This is a genomic window from Dietzia aurantiaca (assembly GCF_021033825.1).
In the GTDB taxonomy this organism is placed as follows: Bacteria; Actinomycetota; Actinomycetes; order Mycobacteriales; family Mycobacteriaceae; genus Dietzia; species Dietzia aurantiaca.
Genome location: NZ_JAIFXZ010000002.1, coordinates 362,782 through 378,899 on the forward strand (window position 1 = coordinate 362,782; position 16,118 = coordinate 378,899).

Here is a 16,118-nt window from a genome sequence, read left to right on the forward strand (position 1 = left end):
CGTCGATGCCGGGCAGCACCGCGCCATCGGAGCGCACTCTGGTGATCATCCCGACCTACGACGAGCGGGACACCCTGCCGGTCGTGGTCGAGCGGCTGCTCGCCGCGGCGCCCGACGTCTCGGTCCTCATCGCCGACGACAACAGCCCCGACGGCACCGGCGAGGTCGCTGACCGGCTGGCCGCCGAGGACCCGCGCGGCCGCATCACCGTTCTGCACCGCAAGGGCAAAGAGGGGCTCGGGGCCGCGTACATCGCGGGTTTCCGTTGGGGCCTGGCCCGCGACTACACGGTCCTGGTCGAAATGGACGCCGACGGCAGCCACCCGCCGGAGCGGCTCCCCGCCATGCTCGAGGCGGTCGACGCCGGCGCCGACCTGGCCATCGGATCGCGGTACGTGCCCGGTGGCAGTATCGTGAACTGGCCGTGGCAGCGGCACGTCATCTCGCGCGGAGGCAATGTCTACTCGCGCATCATGCTCGGGGTGGGCATCAAGGACATCACGGCCGGTTACCGGGCCTACCGCGCCGGCGCCCTCGCCGAGCTCGACATGGATTCGATCGAGTCCAAGGGGTACTGCTTCCAGATCGACATGACGTGGCGTCTGCTGGGCAACGGACGCAAGGTCGTCGAGGTGCCCATCACGTTCACCGAGCGCACCGTCGGGCACTCCAAGATGAGTGAGTCGATATTCCGCGAGGCCGCGGTCAACGTCGCCCGCTGGGGCTGGCAGAAACGGCGGCGGCAGCTCAGGGAACTCCTCGGCCGCTGACGGCCTGACGCCCGCGCCCGCCCCGCGAGCCAGAAAAGAGAACTCCCCGTCCCTGGGCTTCAGGGACGGGGAGTTCCGGCTCGGCGCGACGGGAGCGTCAGCGCGACCCGGCGCGACGACGCTTCTTGAGCAGGTCCATGCGCTCCTTGAGCAGGTCCTCGAGATCCTCGAGGGACCTGCGCTCGAGCAGCATGTCCCAGTGGGTGCGCGGCGGCTTGCCCTTCTTCACCTCGACGGCCGGGCCGTCGATGAGCTGGCCCTCCTGACCGTTCTTGCACATCCAGGCGCCGGGGATCTCCGCGTCATCAGCGAACGGGACCTCGTACACCTCCCCGTTGGGGGTCTGGTACTTGGCCATCCGGCGGGGGGCGAGGTCGTGGTCCCGGTCCGTCTCGTAGCTCACCGCACCGAGGCGGCTGCCCCTGAGCACTCGATCTGCCATGCGAACTCCTTCTGCCGTGTCGCGTCTTCGGTCGATATCCGCGGATCGACACAGACGCTGCGTGGTACCTGCTCCTGTCAACGCCAAGAGAACCCCGAAATGTTCCCACGCCCCCGTGTCCCGTGCTACCCCGGGGGCCTCGTGGGTAGCCTGACATGCGTGGAAACCGACGTCAGGACAGAGCAGGCCCCGCCCAGGCGGGGCGAGGCCTCGTGCGCGTGGTGCGGTCGCCCGGTGGACGAGGGCAGCACCGGGCGCCGCCGTCGGTACTGTCGGCGATCGTGCCGTCAGCGCGCTTATGAGCAGCGTCGGTCCCTGCTGATGCAGGATCTCCCGGAGGGCACGGTCGTGCTCACCGAGACGGAGTCAGCCGACCTGATGGACCGGATGTTCCAGTTGCGCTGCGCCTGTGAGGACCTGGATACCGCGATCGCCGAGGGTGAGGACCCGGCCGAGGTGGCCCGGATGTCCGCCGATCTGGTGGCCGCCGCGAGAAGGGCCGAACGGCTGCGGTGAACACGATCGTCACAGTTCTCCGGGGGTGGTGGACCCGGTGGCACCCCTCGGTCACCGGGCTCGTGATGGCGGCCCTGGCCGCATGGGTCTCGCTCATGCCGTCGCTGTTGCCTCGCGCATGGCACTACCAGGGGATCGTCACCGGGGTCTCCATGGCGGTGGGCTACGGCGTCGGCGTGGCTCTGCGGACCCTCTGGCAGCGGCTGGCAGCTCCCCGCATCAGGGTCCACCGCGATCTCGACGCACTCGGCAATCGCCTACTGGCCTTCGCCCGCCTGTCAGCGCCGTATGTGCTGGTCGTGTACCTCATCACGGCCACCGCGACCGCGATACGCTGGCAGGATCAGGTCTCGGACCTGGTGGAGTCACCCCGGCCCCCGTGGGCCGACTACATGCGCATCCCCTGGATCGCCCTCGCGGTGTTCGTGGGATTGCTCGTACTCGCCCGCGGCATCCGGGCCGCATACCGGGCGTTCGTCCGCACGATCCGCCGTCAGTTCAACCTGGGGGAGTACACCGCCCGACTCACCGGTTTCGTCGTGATCGCGGCACTGCTCTTCGGCGTGGTCGACGGAGTGGTGCCCCGGCTGTTCTTCGAGGCGGCCAACCGGGTCTCCGGGGTTCAGAACGACGAACGCGTACCGGGCGCGACGCGTCCGACGACGCCCGAGCGATCCGGGGGGCCGGGCTCGGTCGTGGACTTCGACGATCTCGGCATGCAGGGCCGGCGTTTCATCAGCGGTGGACTCGACCAGGCGGCGTTGAGCGACCTACTGGGCGAGGACGCTCTCGAGCCGATCCGCCTGTACGCGGGCCTCGAATCGGCTGCGACCGACGACGAGCGCTCCGCCCTGGTGGTGGAGGAGCTCAACCGCACGCGGGCCTGGGAGCGCGATTCCGTGGTGATCGTACCGACCACCGGAACCGGCTGGATCAATCCCCACGCGGCCCAGGCGATCGAACTGCTCAGTGGGGGCGATGTGGCCATCGTCGGAACCCAGTACTCGTACCTACCGAGCTGGATCTCGTTCCTCGCCGACAGGGAGAAGGCCGAGGCCGCGGGCCTGTCGCTCATCGAGGCCGTGGTGAACTGGCGTGAGTCGCTGCCGCCGGATGCACACCGTCCGAATCTGTACGTCTACGGCGAGAGTCTGGGCACCCAGGCGGGAGAGGCCGCGTTTTCCGGGATCCGGGACATCCGGAACACGGTCGACGGCGTGCTGTGGATGGGGCCGCCCAACTCCAACCGCATCTGGAAATCTCTCGTCGAACGACGGGACCCGGGGTCGCCCGTCACCGAACCGGTCTACGCGGACGGGCTTCTGGTCCGGTTCTCGGAGGATCCGGCCGAGTTCCGGAGCGATGACACCCCGTGGATACCGCCGCACGTGCTGTACGTCCAGCACGCGACCGACCCGGTCGTGTGGTGGACCCCGAACATGCTGTTCGAGCGCCCGGCATGGCTGGCCGAACCTCCGGGGAAGGGCCGCCACCCCGGGATGTTCTACATGCCCGTCCTCACCTTCTTCCAGGTGACCGCGGACCTGGGCAATGCGATCGGAGGATCGCAGGGATACGGGCATCTCTACGATCACCAGATCCTCGACGGGTGGGCGGCGGCCACCGGCCGAGAAGGTTGGGACGACGACGAGTTCCGTCGCTTCGCCCGCCTTCACGACCTGGCGATGGAGACCCAGGCGCGCGGATGAGGTCCGACGCGCCGTGCGATGGCAGGACTGCGGTCGCGTGGCTGTTCCACTTCTCGCCCGGCCGGGTCTAGCGTATCGGGGGTACCGGCCCGACGAGGAGAACCGCGATGAGCATCCACACCGCAGACAGCCACGACATCATCCGCGTCCTCGGTGCGCGGGAGAACAATCTCAGGTCGGTTGATGTCGAGCTGCCCAAGCGGCGCCTGACCGTGTTCACCGGCGTGTCCGGCTCCGGGAAGAGCTCGCTGGTGTTCGCCACCATCGCGGCCGAGTCCCAGCGGATGATCAACGAGACCTACAGCGCCTTCCTCCAGGGCTTCATGCCGACGCTCGCCCGGCCCGACGTGGACGTCCTCGAGGGGTTGACCACGGCGATCGTCGTGGACCAGGAGCGGATGGGGTCCGACCCCAGGTCGACCGTGGGGACCGCCACGGACACGGGCGCGATGCTGCGGATCCTCTTCAGCCGCCTGGCCGAGCCCCACCTGGGCGGGCCCAAGGCGTACTCGTTCAACGTGGCGTCGGCCACCGGCTCGGGGGTGCTCAAGAAGGCCGACGGGACGCGGGAGAAGGCGGAGTTCTCGATCACCGGTGGTATGTGCGTGCGCTGTGAGGGCCGGGGCAGCGTGTCCGACTTCGACATCGACGCCCTGGTGGACCGATCCAAGTCGCTCGCCGAGGGCGCGATCACCGTGCCGGGGTACTCGATGGACGGCTGGTACGGCCGCATCTATGCCGGCTCCGGATACTTCGATATGGACAAACCGGTGAAGGACTTCTCGGACGAGGAGATGCACCGTCTCCTGCGGCTCGAGCCCACCAGGATCAAGGCCGAAGGCATCAACGTGACCTTCGAGGGGCTGATCCCCAAGATCCAGAAGTCGATGCTCGCCAAGGACGTCGAGGCGATGCAGCCCCACATCCGCGCCTTCGTCGAGCGCGCGGTCGTGTTCACCACCTGCCCGGATTGCGGCGGCACCCGCCTCAACGAGGGCGCCCGGTCCTCGCGCATCGGCGCGATGAACATCGCCGACGTCTCGTCGATGCAGATCACCGACCTCGCGGAGTGGCTGCGAGGCCTGGACGAGCCGTCGGTCGCCCCGCTGCTGAAGTCGTTGCAGCACACGCTCGACTCGTTCGTCGAGATCGGTCTCGGCTACCTCTCGTTGGACCGGCCGGCGGGGTCGCTCTCGGGTGGCGAGGCGCAGCGGGTCAAGATGATCCGCCACCTCGGGTCGGCCCTCACCGACGTCACCTACGTCTTCGACGAGCCGACGATCGGCCTGCACCCGCACGACATCCAGCGGATGAACAACCTGTTGCTGCGGCTGCGGGACAAGGGCAACACGCTCCTGGTGGTGGAGCACAAGCCGGAGACCATCGCGATCGCGGACCACGTGGTGGACCTCGGACCCGGCGCCGGCTCCGAGGGTGGTGAGATCTGCTTCGAGGGCTCCGTCGAAGGACTGCGCGCGAGCGAGACCGTCACCGGTCGGCACCTCGACGACCGCGCGAGGCTCAAGGACGCCGTGCGCCCGGCCTCCGGTGTGCTGGAGGTGCGGGGCGCAACCGCGCACAACGTCCGCGGGGTGGACGTGGACATCCCGCTCGGCGTGCTGTGCGTGGTGACGGGAGTCGCGGGGTCGGGCAAGAGTTCGTTGATCCACGGCTCGGTCTCGCCCCGCGACGGGGTGGTGGCGATCGACCAGACAGCGATCCGCGGATCCCGCCGGAGCAACCCCGCCACCTACACCGGGCTGCTCGAGCCGATCCGCAAGGCCTTCGCCAAAGCCAACGGCGTCAAACCCGCCCTGTTCAGCCCCAACTCGGACGGCGCGTGTCCCACCTGCAAGGGCGCCGGGGTGGTCTATTCAGATCTCGGGATGATGGCGGGTGTCGCTACCACGTGCGAGGACTGCGAGGGAAAACGCTTCCAGTCGGAGGTGCTGGACTACGAGTTCGGTGGAAGGAATATCGCCGACGTCCTGGGGATGTCGGTGGCCACCGCCGAGGAGTTCTTCGGGCAGGGGGAGGGGCGCATCCCGGCCGCCCACAAGATCCTCGTCCGGCTGCGCGATGTGGGGCTGGGGTACGTGACGATCGGCCAGCCCCTCACGACACTGTCCGGCGGCGAGCGGCAGCGGCTCAAGCTGGCCGCCCAGATGGCGGACAAGGCCGAGGTGTACGTCCTCGACGAGCCCACCACAGGTCTGCACCTCGCCGACGTACAGAACTTGTTGGGGATGCTCGACCGGCTGGTCGATTCGGGCAAGTCCGTGATCGTGATCGAGCACCACCAGGCCGTGATGGCGCACGCGGACTGGATCATCGATCTCGGTCCCGGTGCCGGCCACGACGGCGGGCGCGTCGTGTTCGAGGGGACACCCACCGAACTCATCACCGACCCCTCGACCGTGACCGGCGAGCACCTGGCCGAATACGTGGGGAAGGCGCCGTCGCGGTCCTAACCTGTCACGGACCGCGGCCAGTCACCTCCGGTTACTGCGGAGCCTCAGTCGATCGCCGCGCCGGCCCGCCGGCACTCGCGGCGGATCGCCACGTCCGCCGGGTGCTCGGCGCCCACCGACCGCACCCCGGAGGGCAGCTCGGCCGAGGCGAGCGCGACCCAGCGCGGTGCGGACATGCGGACGGTCTGCCGATCGAGCGTGCCGAGCATGAGGTAGCCCGCGTAGGTGACCGCCTCGGCGGTGCGGGCCTCGGCCGAATCGCCGTGCCCGTCCGCGATCAGGAGGGTCGTGCTGGTGTTGAGGTCGCGCAGCACGGAGGCCAGTGTCGGTTCCGTCGGGGTCTGTGCGTCGCCGCGGGCGAACTCCGCGAGCTCTGCGAGAGCGCGACGGGTGTCGCCGCGGACCGCCCGGTGGGGCGCTCGACGTCCGAGTGTCCACAGGACGACGATGGCGACGACGACGCCGATCACCGTGTCGAGCAGCCGCTCACCGGTCAGCGCCAACGGGTCCTCCGGCATCTGCCCGCCGGTCGCGACGAGGAGGGCGAGCGGGGTGATGAGCGTGACCGCCAGCCCGTAGTTGCGGGTGACGAGCAGCTCGATGGCGAACTGCAGCGTGACGATGAGGACGATCAGCCACCACCCCGAGGGATGGACCAGCGTCAGCAACAGGAACAGACCCAGCCCGAGCACCGTCCCCGTCAACCGGTGGAGAGCGCGGTGGGTCCGGGCGACACGGGGACCGCCCTGGTGGAGCACGAGCGCCGAGAAGGCCACCACCCAGTACAGGTGCGGCTGATCCGGTCCACTGATGGCCAGCAGTACGAGTATCGAAATCGCCGTGGCCACTCCTACGGAGAGCGCCACCGACCACGGCTCACCCGGCCACCGCAGTCCGTCCGCCAGCCGACGTCGCAGCGAGCCCGTGCTGCGCAACTCATCGTCGGAGAGTGCGTTCTCGACACGTCCGGCGGCCTCCGCCGTCGGCATCTCGACGTCCGCATGCCCCGCATCGTCCTCGATCCACCGACCGGCGTCGGGATTGCGGGGATCCCACCCGAGTTCCTCCCCGGGAACGACGTGCAGCTTCGCCCGAGCACTGCGCTCGGCGTATTCGCGGTGCGCACCCTCCAGCGCGGCGGCGAGCGACCGGTCGGCGGTCCACATCCCTTCGGCGACTGCTTCCTCCGCGGACGCGAGGGCATAGGCGGCTGCCCGGTGCAGCGGGCGGCCGTCCGGCCCCGGTTCGGAAGCGGCGTACGCGGTCACCGCATCGGCGGCAGCCTTCACCGCGAGGCGCTCGGGCCGTCGCGGGTCGGGGATGAGCTCGGCCATCGTCACCGCCCACGCGACGGTCGCACCGACCGCGGTCATCGCCGGCACGAGCCAGGGCGCGGTTCCGTGCTCACCGACGAGCAGAAAGGCGATTCCCGCGCACAGGACGAGGAAGTAGGAGCCGGGTGGCCCGACCCGGAGCGCAAGACACAGCCCGGCGGTCACCATGGCGAGGAGGATCGCAGAGACGGCAAAGAACGCGACGGACCCCGCGGTGAACGCCCCCAGGGCCGTCGCACCGATCAGCCCGAGGCCGATCCCCGCCACCGTGACCGCGCGTCGGCGCAGGGGAGCAGCCGGGGCGTACAGGACCGCGAAGGTCCCCGTGACCGTCAGCAGTCCGAGGTCCGGTCGTCCGAGCAGGGTGGGGACCGACAGACACAGGAGAACCGTCAGTCCCGCCTTGATCGCGTTCCGCAACCGCGGCGGGCTCGGTGCGAGCGTCACCAGTTGCCGGAGGAACTCCGCCGCCGGCCTCGTCGTCCTCGACAGTGATCAGCCCACCTTCCCGAAGCGCTTGTGCAGCGCTTGCTTGCTCACGCCCAGCACGAGTCCGATCTCCGCCCAGCTCATCCCATGAATACGGGCGTGACGGACGGCTGCCGCCTCCTCACGGGCGAGATCTGCCTTGGCTCCCGCGATCGCGGCCAGTCGGGCGACCGGCCCGCCCTCGTCGTCGTCGTATCCCAGTGCGGTTTCCACCGTAACCACCCCCGACGTCAATCTACGTTGACCCCACCCTCTCGTCAACGTTCATTGACGTCGCGTTCCGTCTCGGGGCTGCCGAGACCGGTGCCGACGCCGTTAGTGTCGACGCCATGACCGCCAACCGTTATCCGGAGATCGCATTCGGCCCCGCCGCACGCGCGAGGCAGGACGCCGTGGGCGTCAACCGACCCGAGCAGACCGGCGAGTTCGCGCTCGAGGGCACGGACATCGCCCAGATCAGGCGGGCGGACCACTTCTTCCTGTCCACGGTCACCGAAACGGGGTGGCCCTATGTGCAACATCGCGGCGGGCCCGCGGGATTCGTCCATGTCGACGGTGACACCACGCTGTCCTGGGTGGAGTTCCGCGGCAACCAGCAGTACGTGTCCACCGGCGACATCGACTCCGACGGGCGGGTGTGCCTGTTCTTCATCGACTACCCCACGCGCAGCCGGCTCAAGGTGTTCGGGCACGCACGGATCGTTGAGCCGGAGCAGGATCCCGCGCTGATCGAGCGACTGCGCACGATGGGGGAGAAGACCTACACCGGCCACGTGGAGCGGGCGATCATCGTGGAACTCGTTGCCTCGGACGCCAATTGCAGCAAGCACATCACGCCACGGTGGGATCGCGAGTACATCGACAGACTCACCGGCCTGTACCAGCGTGATATCGATGAACTACAGGCGCGGGTTGATGAGCTCCGTCGACACGGGCGCGCCGACTGATGTACGGTGTCCGACATGTATCCCGGTGCGTACTCCCTGAAGCCCTGGTCCCGCCGCTGACGGCGGCAGGGTCCACACTTCACCTCTGATCTCTGCACGCCGTCGACGGCCCACCGGCCGGGCGGCGCATTCGTGCTGTCCGGCTCCGCGACGAACTCTGCAGAGAGCTCCATGCCTGACACACCGAACAATCATCTTCCCGCGGGCACCCGCGCCCACCTCCGTCTGACCGGCGCCTCAGTGGCCCTGGGGGGCCGGCCCGTCCTCACCGGGGTCGATGTGACCCTGTCCGCCGGCACCGCACTGGCGGTGGTGGGGGAGAACGGGCGGGGCAAGACCACCCTGCTCGAGGTTCTGGCGGGAGCCCGGTGCCCCGATGCCGGCACCATCACACGCCGCGGGAGCGTCGGCACCGTGGAACAGCATCTCGACATCTCCGAGGGCCGCACCGTCGGAGATGCCGTGGACCTGGAGATCGCCGACAGCATCAACGCTCTCCAGGCGTTGGACAGTGCCACCACCGCGATGGTCGAAGGACGGCCCGGCGCCGACGACGCGTACGCATCCGCGCTGGACCGCGCCATACTGCTGGACGCATGGGACGCCGACCGCCGCGTGGACGTGGCACTGGAGGGACTGTCCGCCTGCACGGATCGGACACGGCCGCTGTCATCGCTGTCGGTGGGGCAGCGGTACCGGGTGCGACTGGCATGCGTCCTCGGCGCCCGACACGACATACTCCTGCTGGACGAGCCCACCAACCACCTCGACGCGTCCGGGCTGGCGTTCCTGATGGAACGACTGCGGGAACACCCCGGCGCGCTTGGCCTGGCCAGCCACGACAGGGCCCTGTTGCGCGACGTCGCGACCCACTTTCTGGACCTGGACCCGAGCCAGGATGGCGTACCGCGACTCTACGGGGGCGGTTATGAGGGCTGGATCGAAGGCCGACGCCGAGAGAGAGTGCGATGGGAACAGACTCACGCGGCACAGGTGGACGAGCACGACCGACTCAGTCGTGCGGCAGAAGACGCGCGTGGGAGACTCCACGATTCGTGGCGTCCCGCCAAGGGGCACGGTCGGCACGAGAGGGCGACACGGGCCGCCGGTGCCGTGCAGGCGTTCAACCGGCGACGTGAGGCACTGGATCGCCACCGGGTGACCGTGCCACCGCCGCCCGCGCGGTTCCTGTGGCCGGAATGGTCGGTGCCCGCCGGACGTGCCGTGCTCACCTGCGTCGAGCCGCGGGTCACCGGCCGACTCACCGCCGCGGTGTCCCTGTCGATCGATACCGGCGACCGAATACTGCTGACCGGCCCGAACGGCGTGGGGAAATCCACCCTGCTGGATCTGCTGACCGGAGAGATCGAACCCGACTCAGGCCGAGTGGATCGACGCCCGGACGCCCGGGTGTCGCTCCTCAGCCAGGAGGTGCCGGGGTGGGATCCGCACCGGACCGGGGTGGAGATCTATCGCGACCACGTGGACCGGCTCGGAGCGACGTCCGCGCCCGGCCTGGTGACCACCGGACTACTCGGCTCCGACACGGTGGGGACCCCCGTGTCGCGCATGTCGCAGGGACAACAGCGGCGGCTCCACCTGGCACTGTGCCTCGCGGAGAAACCAGATCTGCTGATACTCGACGAGCCGACCAATCATCTGTCATTCTCCCTGGTCGACGCCCTCACGGCCGCCCTGAGGACTGCGTCGTGTGCCGTCGCCGTAGCCACTCACGACCGGCAACTGCTTCGCGATCTCAGCGATTGGCCAACGCTCGTGATACGGAGGTAGCGCTAGGGTCGGTGTATGTCAGGTGACCCCGGGGCCGCGAGTCGGCTCACCGCGAACTACGACGTCAAGAAGAACCGTCGGGACCTGTACAGCGGACGAGCGGGCAGGTTCGATGTGGTGGACGTACCCGAGATGAGTTTCCTCATGGCGGACGGCCACGGCGATCCGAACCTCGCAGACGACTATCGCCGTGCCGTCGAGGCCTTGTATACAACGGCCTATGCGATCCGGGCGGCAGCACGGTCCCGGTTAGGACGAGTGCACACCGTAGGACCACTCGAGGGCCTCTGGTACGCGGACGATCTCAGTGTGTTCACCGCACGGGACAAAGGCGCATGGCACTGGACCATGATGATCTGGCAGCCCGAGTGGATCACCCCGGATGTGGCAGCGTCTGCGTTGGACACGGTGGGTACGAAGAAGATCCCGGGTGTCAAGGATCTCGTACGGTACGCGACCCTCGTTGAGGGGCCAGCGGTCCAGACGCTCCATGTGGGCCCCTACGACGCCGAGGGCCCGACCATCGCGCGGATACACGATGAGGTCCTGCCGGGACACGGCATGGTCGCCGCCGGACGTCATCACGAGATCTATCTGTCCGACCCGCGGAAGACACCACCGGATCGCCTTCGCACCATCCTCCGCCAGCCCGCCAAACCGTCACAGTGACGTTTCTAGGACGGCCAAGGGACCAGACGTTACAACCCGGGGAACCGTGGGCAATTCGCCACCACCGAACCCGACAGCCGGATACCGTAGCGCCGTGAGCCACCCCGACAGCGCCATACTTCAGAGCACCGGACTGCGAGGCGTCTCGGTCGGACATTGGTCGGAACACGCCGCCCGAACCGGGTGCACCGTTCTGATCCTTCCCGAAGGGACAGTCGCGTCCCGCGAGGTCCGAGGCGGCGCGCCGGCCACCCGGGACCTCGACGCGCTGGCTCCGGACAAGGCCGTGAACTCAACCGACGCCGTCGTACTCACGGGCGGCTCGGCATTCGGACTGGCCGCAGCCGACGGGGTGATGCGATTTCTCGAGGCCGCCGGCCGCGGTGTGCCGACACCCGGCGGTCGCGTGCCCATCGTTCCGACACTGGCGTTGTTCGACCTCGGAATCGGAGATGCCTCCGTGCGGCCGAGCGCAGACAACGCGTTCACGGCCGCCCAGGCGGCTTCGGGTCCGGAGTTCGAAGTCGGCCAGATCGGCGCAGGTAGCGGCGCGTTGACGTCCTGGTGGCGTGGCCGCGACGCGGCCCGCCCGGGCGGGCTCCGGTATGCGGAGACCACTCTCGGAGAGGTCGTGGTGGGCGCATGGTGCGCGGTCAACGCGTTCGGGGACATCGACCACGGAGGTGACGCCGAGGTCGACCTGTCGGCCGTAGCCGACCTGGCGCCACCATTCAACTTCGGCAGCGAGCGAACCCACACGACCATCGGCGCGGTGGTGACGAACGCCCGGCTCGACAAGACGGCGTGCTACGTCATGGCACAGGGCGCGCACGACGGACTGTCACGCGCGCTCACGCCGCCGCACACGCGGTACGACGGTGACGCATTCATCGCTGCGGCAACTGGCGAGGTACCGGCAGATGTCGACACGGTCCGACTGATGGCCCTGGACGCGGTGAGCCGGGCCATTCGAAGCGCGGGAACGCAACCCGCATCGCTCCAGGTCTGACGTACCCCAAGTGCCGATAATCTACATTATGTAAAGTACACCCAGCGCGCCCCTCCGGGCATCTACCGAGCCGCTGCATCAGGTGGGACGATGAGGTCATGCGCACCTCTGACGGCACCGAACGCGATCGTGACGCCGACGGTCGCGCGCGTAACTCACGTCCCCGCGACGAGCTCGGTCGCCCCCTGCCGCCAGGAAGCGTCGGGGTCGAGCGCATTCCCGAAGATCTTGATCTAACGCCCGCCGAATCGTTGGTGTGGGCGCAGGACCTGTTGAACCGGGGCCTCGCCTTCAACGCGCACGAAGTACTCGAAGGCGCCTGGAAAAGCTGCCCCGACGACGAACGCATGCTCTGGCAGGGTCTGGCCCAACTGGCCGTCGGCATCACCCACATCCAGCGCGGCAACACCAAAGGCGCGTTGACGCTACTCGAACGTGCGGCCGAGCGTATCGGCCACGGTAATGGCCCCGCACCTCACGGAATCGATACGACAGGACTCATCTCCTACGCCGACGAGCTCGGTGCCGAGGTTCGGCGCGGCGCCGATCCTTCACCCGCACGGCTCAAACCGCGCCTGGTCGACCAGCCCACCGAGATCTGACACGTTCGCTATGGACGCCGCGCGTTCAGGCTCGCTCGGCTAGGGCGCCGAGTTCATGGTCGAGCGGGGCCCCCCGGGTACCGCGCAATGCGGTTGATCCACCGCCGGAACTGCGGCTCCACTACTGCGAAGACCGCAACAAGCGGCGACAGCATCGCTCCGATCACCGCTCGAGTGGGGTCACCGGCAATCGCTTCCGCGACCACGGCAATCGCCCCGAACAGCAGGTAAGTCACAGCAGCAAAGACCGCCGGCTCCTGACGGAACTTGGTCCCCCGCCAGATAGCGCCGAGCACAGCGAGCGCCAGACACAGGTACAACGATGCCGAAGCCCAGTCATTCGGTGCGGTCGTCACCAACCGGCCCACGTACACAAGGCTCCAGGTGGCCAAGACGAGGTTGACGGCGAGGTTGAACTTCACCCCACCGTGATATCAGTCCGGGCCTTATCGCGCCCTCGCACTCGGCCTTCTGTCCCAACTGGGAGCAATAGATACAATCGCGGCTACACGCACCGATACGCCGCGTCACCACTCCCCGTCCTCGACGAGGTCGCCACCGGCGTCCTTGAGGTGGATAACGGTGTCCGGGTCCAGAGATCTCCTGCGCCGTCCTGGCTCTCTGTCCACGACTTCAGAGCGGCGGAGGTCAGACCCACGGCCCGGAGCTGCACCACTCCGTATTTCTCTGAGCCCGAGACCTGAGCTTAGACGGTTGCTCCGCGACCGAGTGGGACGGCGACGCATTGCCGGATGTGCCCGTCAGCGGAGTTGATGCCGTCGAGCCAGGGTTCACCGGGCAAGACAGCGTAATTCCGGGGGCTCTGGGAAAGCGCGTCGTCCCAGGCTTCCCCGCTGATCGCACACACCGCTCCGGTTCCCACCTGCCCGGATCCTGGTGCGCGAGCCGCGGGCTCGTCACTGTGCAGCGAGATCCACAGTGCCTCTCGCTGGTAGAGGGGCAACATCACGGCCTCGAGCGAGTCATTCTGCGGGTGCGGTCCCAGGGTAGTCCGCCACTCGGCGCAGCGGGAACGGCCCGAGGCCCGGTGGGAGACTGTGCAGGCCCGACTCGGGGATGCGGAGGGTGCGCTGACAGCTCACCCGCACCGGTCCCAGGGCGATTACATCGTGGTGTACCCGGACGGTCCACCTCGGCGTTGTAGCTCCATTTCGTCACCGCATCTCAACTACCGGGGTACGACAGAGTGTCACATCGGCGAGAGCACGAACACCGGGATCTCACGATCGGTCTTGGCCTGGTAGACCGCATAGTCGGGAAACGCCTCCACCGCCCGCTTCCACCAGCCGGCCTTCTCCTCCCCTGTCACCTCGCGGGCACGCATGTCCTGCCTCACGGGGCCGTCCTGGAGCTCGACGTGTGGCTCTGCCTTGACGTTGAAGTACCAGACCGGGTGCTTGGGCGCCCCACCCATGGACGCGACGATCGCGTACTCGCCGTCGTGCTCGACTCGCATCAGCGGGCTCTTTCGCAGTTTGCCGCTCTTGGCCCCCTTGGTGGTCAGAAGAACAACGGGCCGCCCCTGGAGGCTGGTGCCCTCGGTGCCGCCGGACGACTCGATCAGTTCGGCCTGATCAGCGGCCCACGTGCTCGGACTCGGCTCGTACTCCCCGTGAAGTGGCATGGCGCCAGTATGGCACCGCACCACCCGGCGTCACCAGGGCCGCGACTCATTCAGACCACGTCGAACGGCGCCGCGTAGCGGAACAGCCCGGAGTGGCCGCGGTAGGTGGTGAGGGCGCGAACCTGGAAATAGTCGCCCCAAGCCGGGTCCGGCGACTCGACGCCGAAGGCGACGGCCGGCGCGAAGCCGAAACGCCCGTAGTAGGCCGGATCGCCGAGCAACCCGACCAGCGGCTCGCCGAGCGCGTCCGCCGCGCCCAGGACCGCGTGCATGAGCGCAGCACCGATTCCGGACCGTTGCAGTTCCGGCTCGACACTCAGCGGCCCCAGACCGATCGCGGGCACGCCACCGACGAACGCCCTCGATCCGACCACATGGCCCACGACGCGCCCCGCCGTCTCCGCCACCAGTGACAGTTCCGGGATCCAGCCCTCGTCCTCACGAAGTCGGTCGATGAGGTTCACCTCCCCAGGTGGCCCGCCCGGCTCGACCGGCGGCGCGCTGTGTTCGGCAGCGCGAAACGCCGCCGCGGTGACATCCCTGATGGCAACGGCGTCGCCGCGGTGTTCCCTGCGGATGAGTGTCATAGCCTCCCCCTCTCCCCTGCGTTCTTCGGCAGTCACACGGCCCGGTGCACGACCACCGGGATCTCGCGATCCGTCCAATGTGACCCCCGGGCGCCCGTTCAGTGTAGTGCTCGACCAGTTGCAAGGGGATCGAACCACCGTAGGGTCGGCTGTGTAGAAGCACCGAGAGGAGCAGCGATGACGCGACCGAACACCGCAGCCGACAGTGATCAACTGACGTTTCAGAACCCCGTCACGCGCTATTCGACGGTGGAACCGCCCATCCAGCACCAGCCGGAGCCCGGACTGGACGCCGAACTGGAGCCGAAGGCCGATCACGGCGAGTCCTCCTACCGCGGAACCGGAAGACTTAACGGACGTAAAGCGCTCATCACCGGCGGGGACTCGGGTATCGGAGCGGCAGTCGCCATCGCCTTCGCGCGGGAGGGCGCGGACGTGGCACTCAACTACCTCCCCGACGAACACGCCGACGCGGACAGGATCCGCGAGATCATCGAACGAGAGGGCCGCACGGCCGTGCTCCTGCCGGGCGACCTGACCGACAAGGCGCTGTGCGCCTCGGTCGTCAGCGACGCCGTCGACGCTCTCGGCGGTCTGGACATCCTCGTCAACAACGCCGGCAAACAGGTCGTCGCGCCAAGCCTCGAGGAGTTGCCCGACGAGCAACTGACCGATACGTACGCGGTCAACATCCTGGCGATGTTCCGGATCACCAAGGCGGCGCTCGCGCACCTGACACCCGGTTCCACGATCATCAACACGACCTCGATCGAGGCCTATCAGCCGGCACCCAACCTGCTGGACTACGCGTCCGCCAAGGCGGCCATCAACAACTTCACCAAGGGGCTGGCCCAGCAGCTCGCGACCAAGGGCATCCGGGTCAACGCGGTCGCGCCCGGCCCCATCTGGACCCCACTACAGGTGTCGGACGGACAGGAGAAGGAGGATCTTCCGAAGTTCGACCAGGTCTCCCCCATGGGCCGTGCGGGCCAGCCGACCGAGCTCGCACCGGCGTATGTCTTTTTCACCTCATCGGAGTCGAGCTACGTGATCGGCGAGACGTTGCACGTCAACGGCGGCATGCCCACACCCTGACCAACGGACTACGGTAGGTCTCGACCCGAAGGAGTATCCAGG

Annotated in this window: 16 protein-coding genes; 10 read left to right on the forward strand and 6 right to left on the reverse strand. The window is 68.2% G+C overall.

Going from position 1 to position 16,118, the window contains the following annotated elements:
• The first annotated feature begins 5 nt into the window (after positions 1–5).
• Positions 6–770, forward strand: coding sequence for a polyprenol monophosphomannose synthase (locus tag K3888_RS04270; RefSeq protein ID WP_230929089.1), 765 nt, complete (start codon positions 6–8; stop codon positions 768–770).
• A 97-nt stretch (positions 771–867) separates the two neighbouring features.
• Here the strand turns inward: K3888_RS04270 and K3888_RS04275 are convergent, their stop codons facing one another.
• Positions 868–1,212, reverse strand: coding sequence for an RNA polymerase-binding protein RbpA (locus K3888_RS04275; RefSeq protein ID WP_230928980.1), 345 nt, complete (start codon positions 1,210–1,212; stop codon positions 868–870).
• 159 nt (positions 1,213–1,371) lie between these two features.
• On the opposite strand from K3888_RS04275, the gene K3888_RS04280 reads away from it, so the two are divergent.
• The 3 genes from K3888_RS04280 to K3888_RS04290 all read left to right on the forward strand — a co-directional run bounded on the left by K3888_RS04280 (position 1,372) and on the right by K3888_RS04290 (position 5,908).
• Positions 1,372–1,728, forward strand: a complete 357-nt coding sequence (locus K3888_RS04280; protein ID WP_230928981.1) for a hypothetical protein — start codon at positions 1,372–1,374, stop codon at positions 1,726–1,728.
• Positions 1,725–3,437 (forward strand): alpha/beta hydrolase, encoded by a 1,713-nt coding sequence (locus tag K3888_RS04285; RefSeq protein ID WP_230928982.1) that lies wholly within the window; start codon positions 1,725–1,727, stop codon positions 3,435–3,437. Before K3888_RS04280 ends, K3888_RS04285 begins: the two co-directional genes overlap by 4 nt.
• 107 nt (positions 3,438–3,544) lie before the next feature.
• On the forward strand, positions 3,545–5,908 hold the full coding sequence (locus tag K3888_RS04290) for an ATP-binding cassette domain-containing protein (protein ID WP_230928983.1): 2,364 nt from the start codon (positions 3,545–3,547) through the stop codon (positions 5,906–5,908).
• A gap of 44 nt (positions 5,909–5,952) precedes the next feature.
• Here the strand turns inward: K3888_RS04290 and K3888_RS17805 are convergent, their stop codons facing one another.
• Entirely contained in the window at positions 5,953–7,689 is a 1,737-nt protein-coding gene (locus K3888_RS17805; RefSeq protein WP_230928984.1) for an FUSC family protein, read from the reverse strand.
• A 48-nt stretch (positions 7,690–7,737) separates the two neighbouring features.
• Positions 7,738–7,944, reverse strand: a complete 207-nt coding sequence (locus K3888_RS04300) for a hypothetical protein (protein ID WP_230928985.1) — start codon at positions 7,942–7,944, stop codon at positions 7,738–7,740.
• Between the two features lie 116 nt (positions 7,945–8,060).
• Between K3888_RS04300 and K3888_RS04305 the strand changes: the two genes are divergently transcribed.
• From K3888_RS04305 to K3888_RS04325, 5 genes are all read left to right on the forward strand, one after another.
• On the forward strand, positions 8,061–8,678 hold the full coding sequence (locus tag K3888_RS04305) for a pyridoxamine 5'-phosphate oxidase family protein (protein ID WP_230928986.1): 618 nt from the start codon (positions 8,061–8,063) through the stop codon (positions 8,676–8,678).
• Between the two features lie 171 nt (positions 8,679–8,849).
• Positions 8,850–10,469, forward strand: a complete 1,620-nt coding sequence (locus K3888_RS04310; protein WP_230928987.1) for an ABC-F family ATP-binding cassette domain-containing protein — start codon at positions 8,850–8,852, stop codon at positions 10,467–10,469.
• Between the two features lie 15 nt (positions 10,470–10,484).
• A complete protein-coding gene (locus K3888_RS04315) occupies positions 10,485–11,138 on the forward strand; it encodes a GyrI-like domain-containing protein (RefSeq protein WP_230928988.1) in 654 nt (217 codons plus the stop codon).
• Positions 11,139–11,232: 94 nt separating this feature from the next.
• Positions 11,233–12,147 carry a P1 family peptidase gene (locus tag K3888_RS04320; protein WP_230928989.1) on the forward strand — a complete coding sequence of 305 codons (915 nt, stop codon included), beginning with the start codon at positions 11,233–11,235 and terminating at the stop codon, positions 12,145–12,147.
• A 98-nt stretch (positions 12,148–12,245) separates the two neighbouring features.
• Positions 12,246–12,749, forward strand: a complete 504-nt coding sequence (locus K3888_RS04325; RefSeq protein ID WP_230928990.1) for a DUF309 domain-containing protein — start codon at positions 12,246–12,248, stop codon at positions 12,747–12,749.
• A gap of 53 nt (positions 12,750–12,802) precedes the next feature.
• Here K3888_RS04325 and K3888_RS04330 read toward each other — a convergent pair whose 3' ends face one another.
• The 3 genes from K3888_RS04330 to K3888_RS04340 all read right to left on the reverse strand — a co-directional run bounded on the left by K3888_RS04330 (position 12,803) and on the right by K3888_RS04340 (position 14,981).
• Positions 12,803–13,171, reverse strand: a complete 369-nt coding sequence (locus K3888_RS04330; protein WP_230928991.1) for a hypothetical protein — start codon at positions 13,169–13,171, stop codon at positions 12,803–12,805.
• Between the two features lie 788 nt (positions 13,172–13,959).
• A complete protein-coding gene (locus K3888_RS04335; protein WP_230928992.1) occupies positions 13,960–14,394 on the reverse strand; it encodes a nitroreductase family deazaflavin-dependent oxidoreductase in 435 nt (144 codons plus the stop codon).
• 50 nt (positions 14,395–14,444) lie between these two features.
• Positions 14,445–14,981: a GNAT family N-acetyltransferase gene (locus K3888_RS04340; RefSeq protein WP_230928993.1), complete on the reverse strand. Its 537-nt coding sequence runs from the start codon at positions 14,979–14,981 to the stop codon at positions 14,445–14,447.
• Positions 14,982–15,158: 177 nt separating this feature from the next.
• Here K3888_RS04340 and K3888_RS04345 point away from each other — a divergent pair, with 177 nt between their 5' ends.
• The gene (locus tag K3888_RS04345; RefSeq protein WP_230928994.1) at positions 15,159–16,076 is read left to right on the forward strand and encodes an SDR family oxidoreductase; all 918 of its coding nucleotides are present in this window, start codon (positions 15,159–15,161) and stop codon (positions 16,074–16,076) included.
• Positions 16,077–16,118 lie beyond the last annotated feature (42 nt).

Excerpts from the sequence above, each read along its gene's own strand:
- K3888_RS04270 (WP_230929089.1), top strand. The coding sequence starts at position 6 with ATGCCGGGCAGCACCGCGCCATCGGAGCGCACTCTGGTGATCATCCCG.
- K3888_RS04275 (WP_230928980.1), bottom strand. The coding sequence starts at position 1,212 with ATGGCAGATCGAGTGCTCAGGGGCAGCCGCCTCGGTGCGGTGAGCTAC.
- K3888_RS04290 (WP_230928983.1), top strand. The coding sequence starts at position 3,545 with ATGAGCATCCACACCGCAGACAGCCACGACATCATCCGCGTCCTCGGT.
- K3888_RS04305 (WP_230928986.1), top strand. The coding sequence starts at position 8,061 with ATGACCGCCAACCGTTATCCGGAGATCGCATTCGGCCCCGCCGCACGC.
- K3888_RS04310 (WP_230928987.1), top strand. The coding sequence starts at position 8,850 with ATGCCTGACACACCGAACAATCATCTTCCCGCGGGCACCCGCGCCCAC.
- K3888_RS04315 (WP_230928988.1), top strand. The coding sequence starts at position 10,485 with ATGTCAGGTGACCCCGGGGCCGCGAGTCGGCTCACCGCGAACTACGAC.
- K3888_RS04325 (WP_230928990.1), top strand. The coding sequence starts at position 12,246 with ATGCGCACCTCTGACGGCACCGAACGCGATCGTGACGCCGACGGTCGC.
- K3888_RS04335 (WP_230928992.1), bottom strand. The coding sequence starts at position 14,394 with ATGCCACTTCACGGGGAGTACGAGCCGAGTCCGAGCACGTGGGCCGCT.
- K3888_RS04340 (WP_230928993.1), bottom strand. The coding sequence starts at position 14,981 with ATGACACTCATCCGCAGGGAACACCGCGGCGACGCCGTTGCCATCAGG.
- K3888_RS04345 (WP_230928994.1), top strand. The coding sequence starts at position 15,159 with ATGACGCGACCGAACACCGCAGCCGACAGTGATCAACTGACGTTTCAG.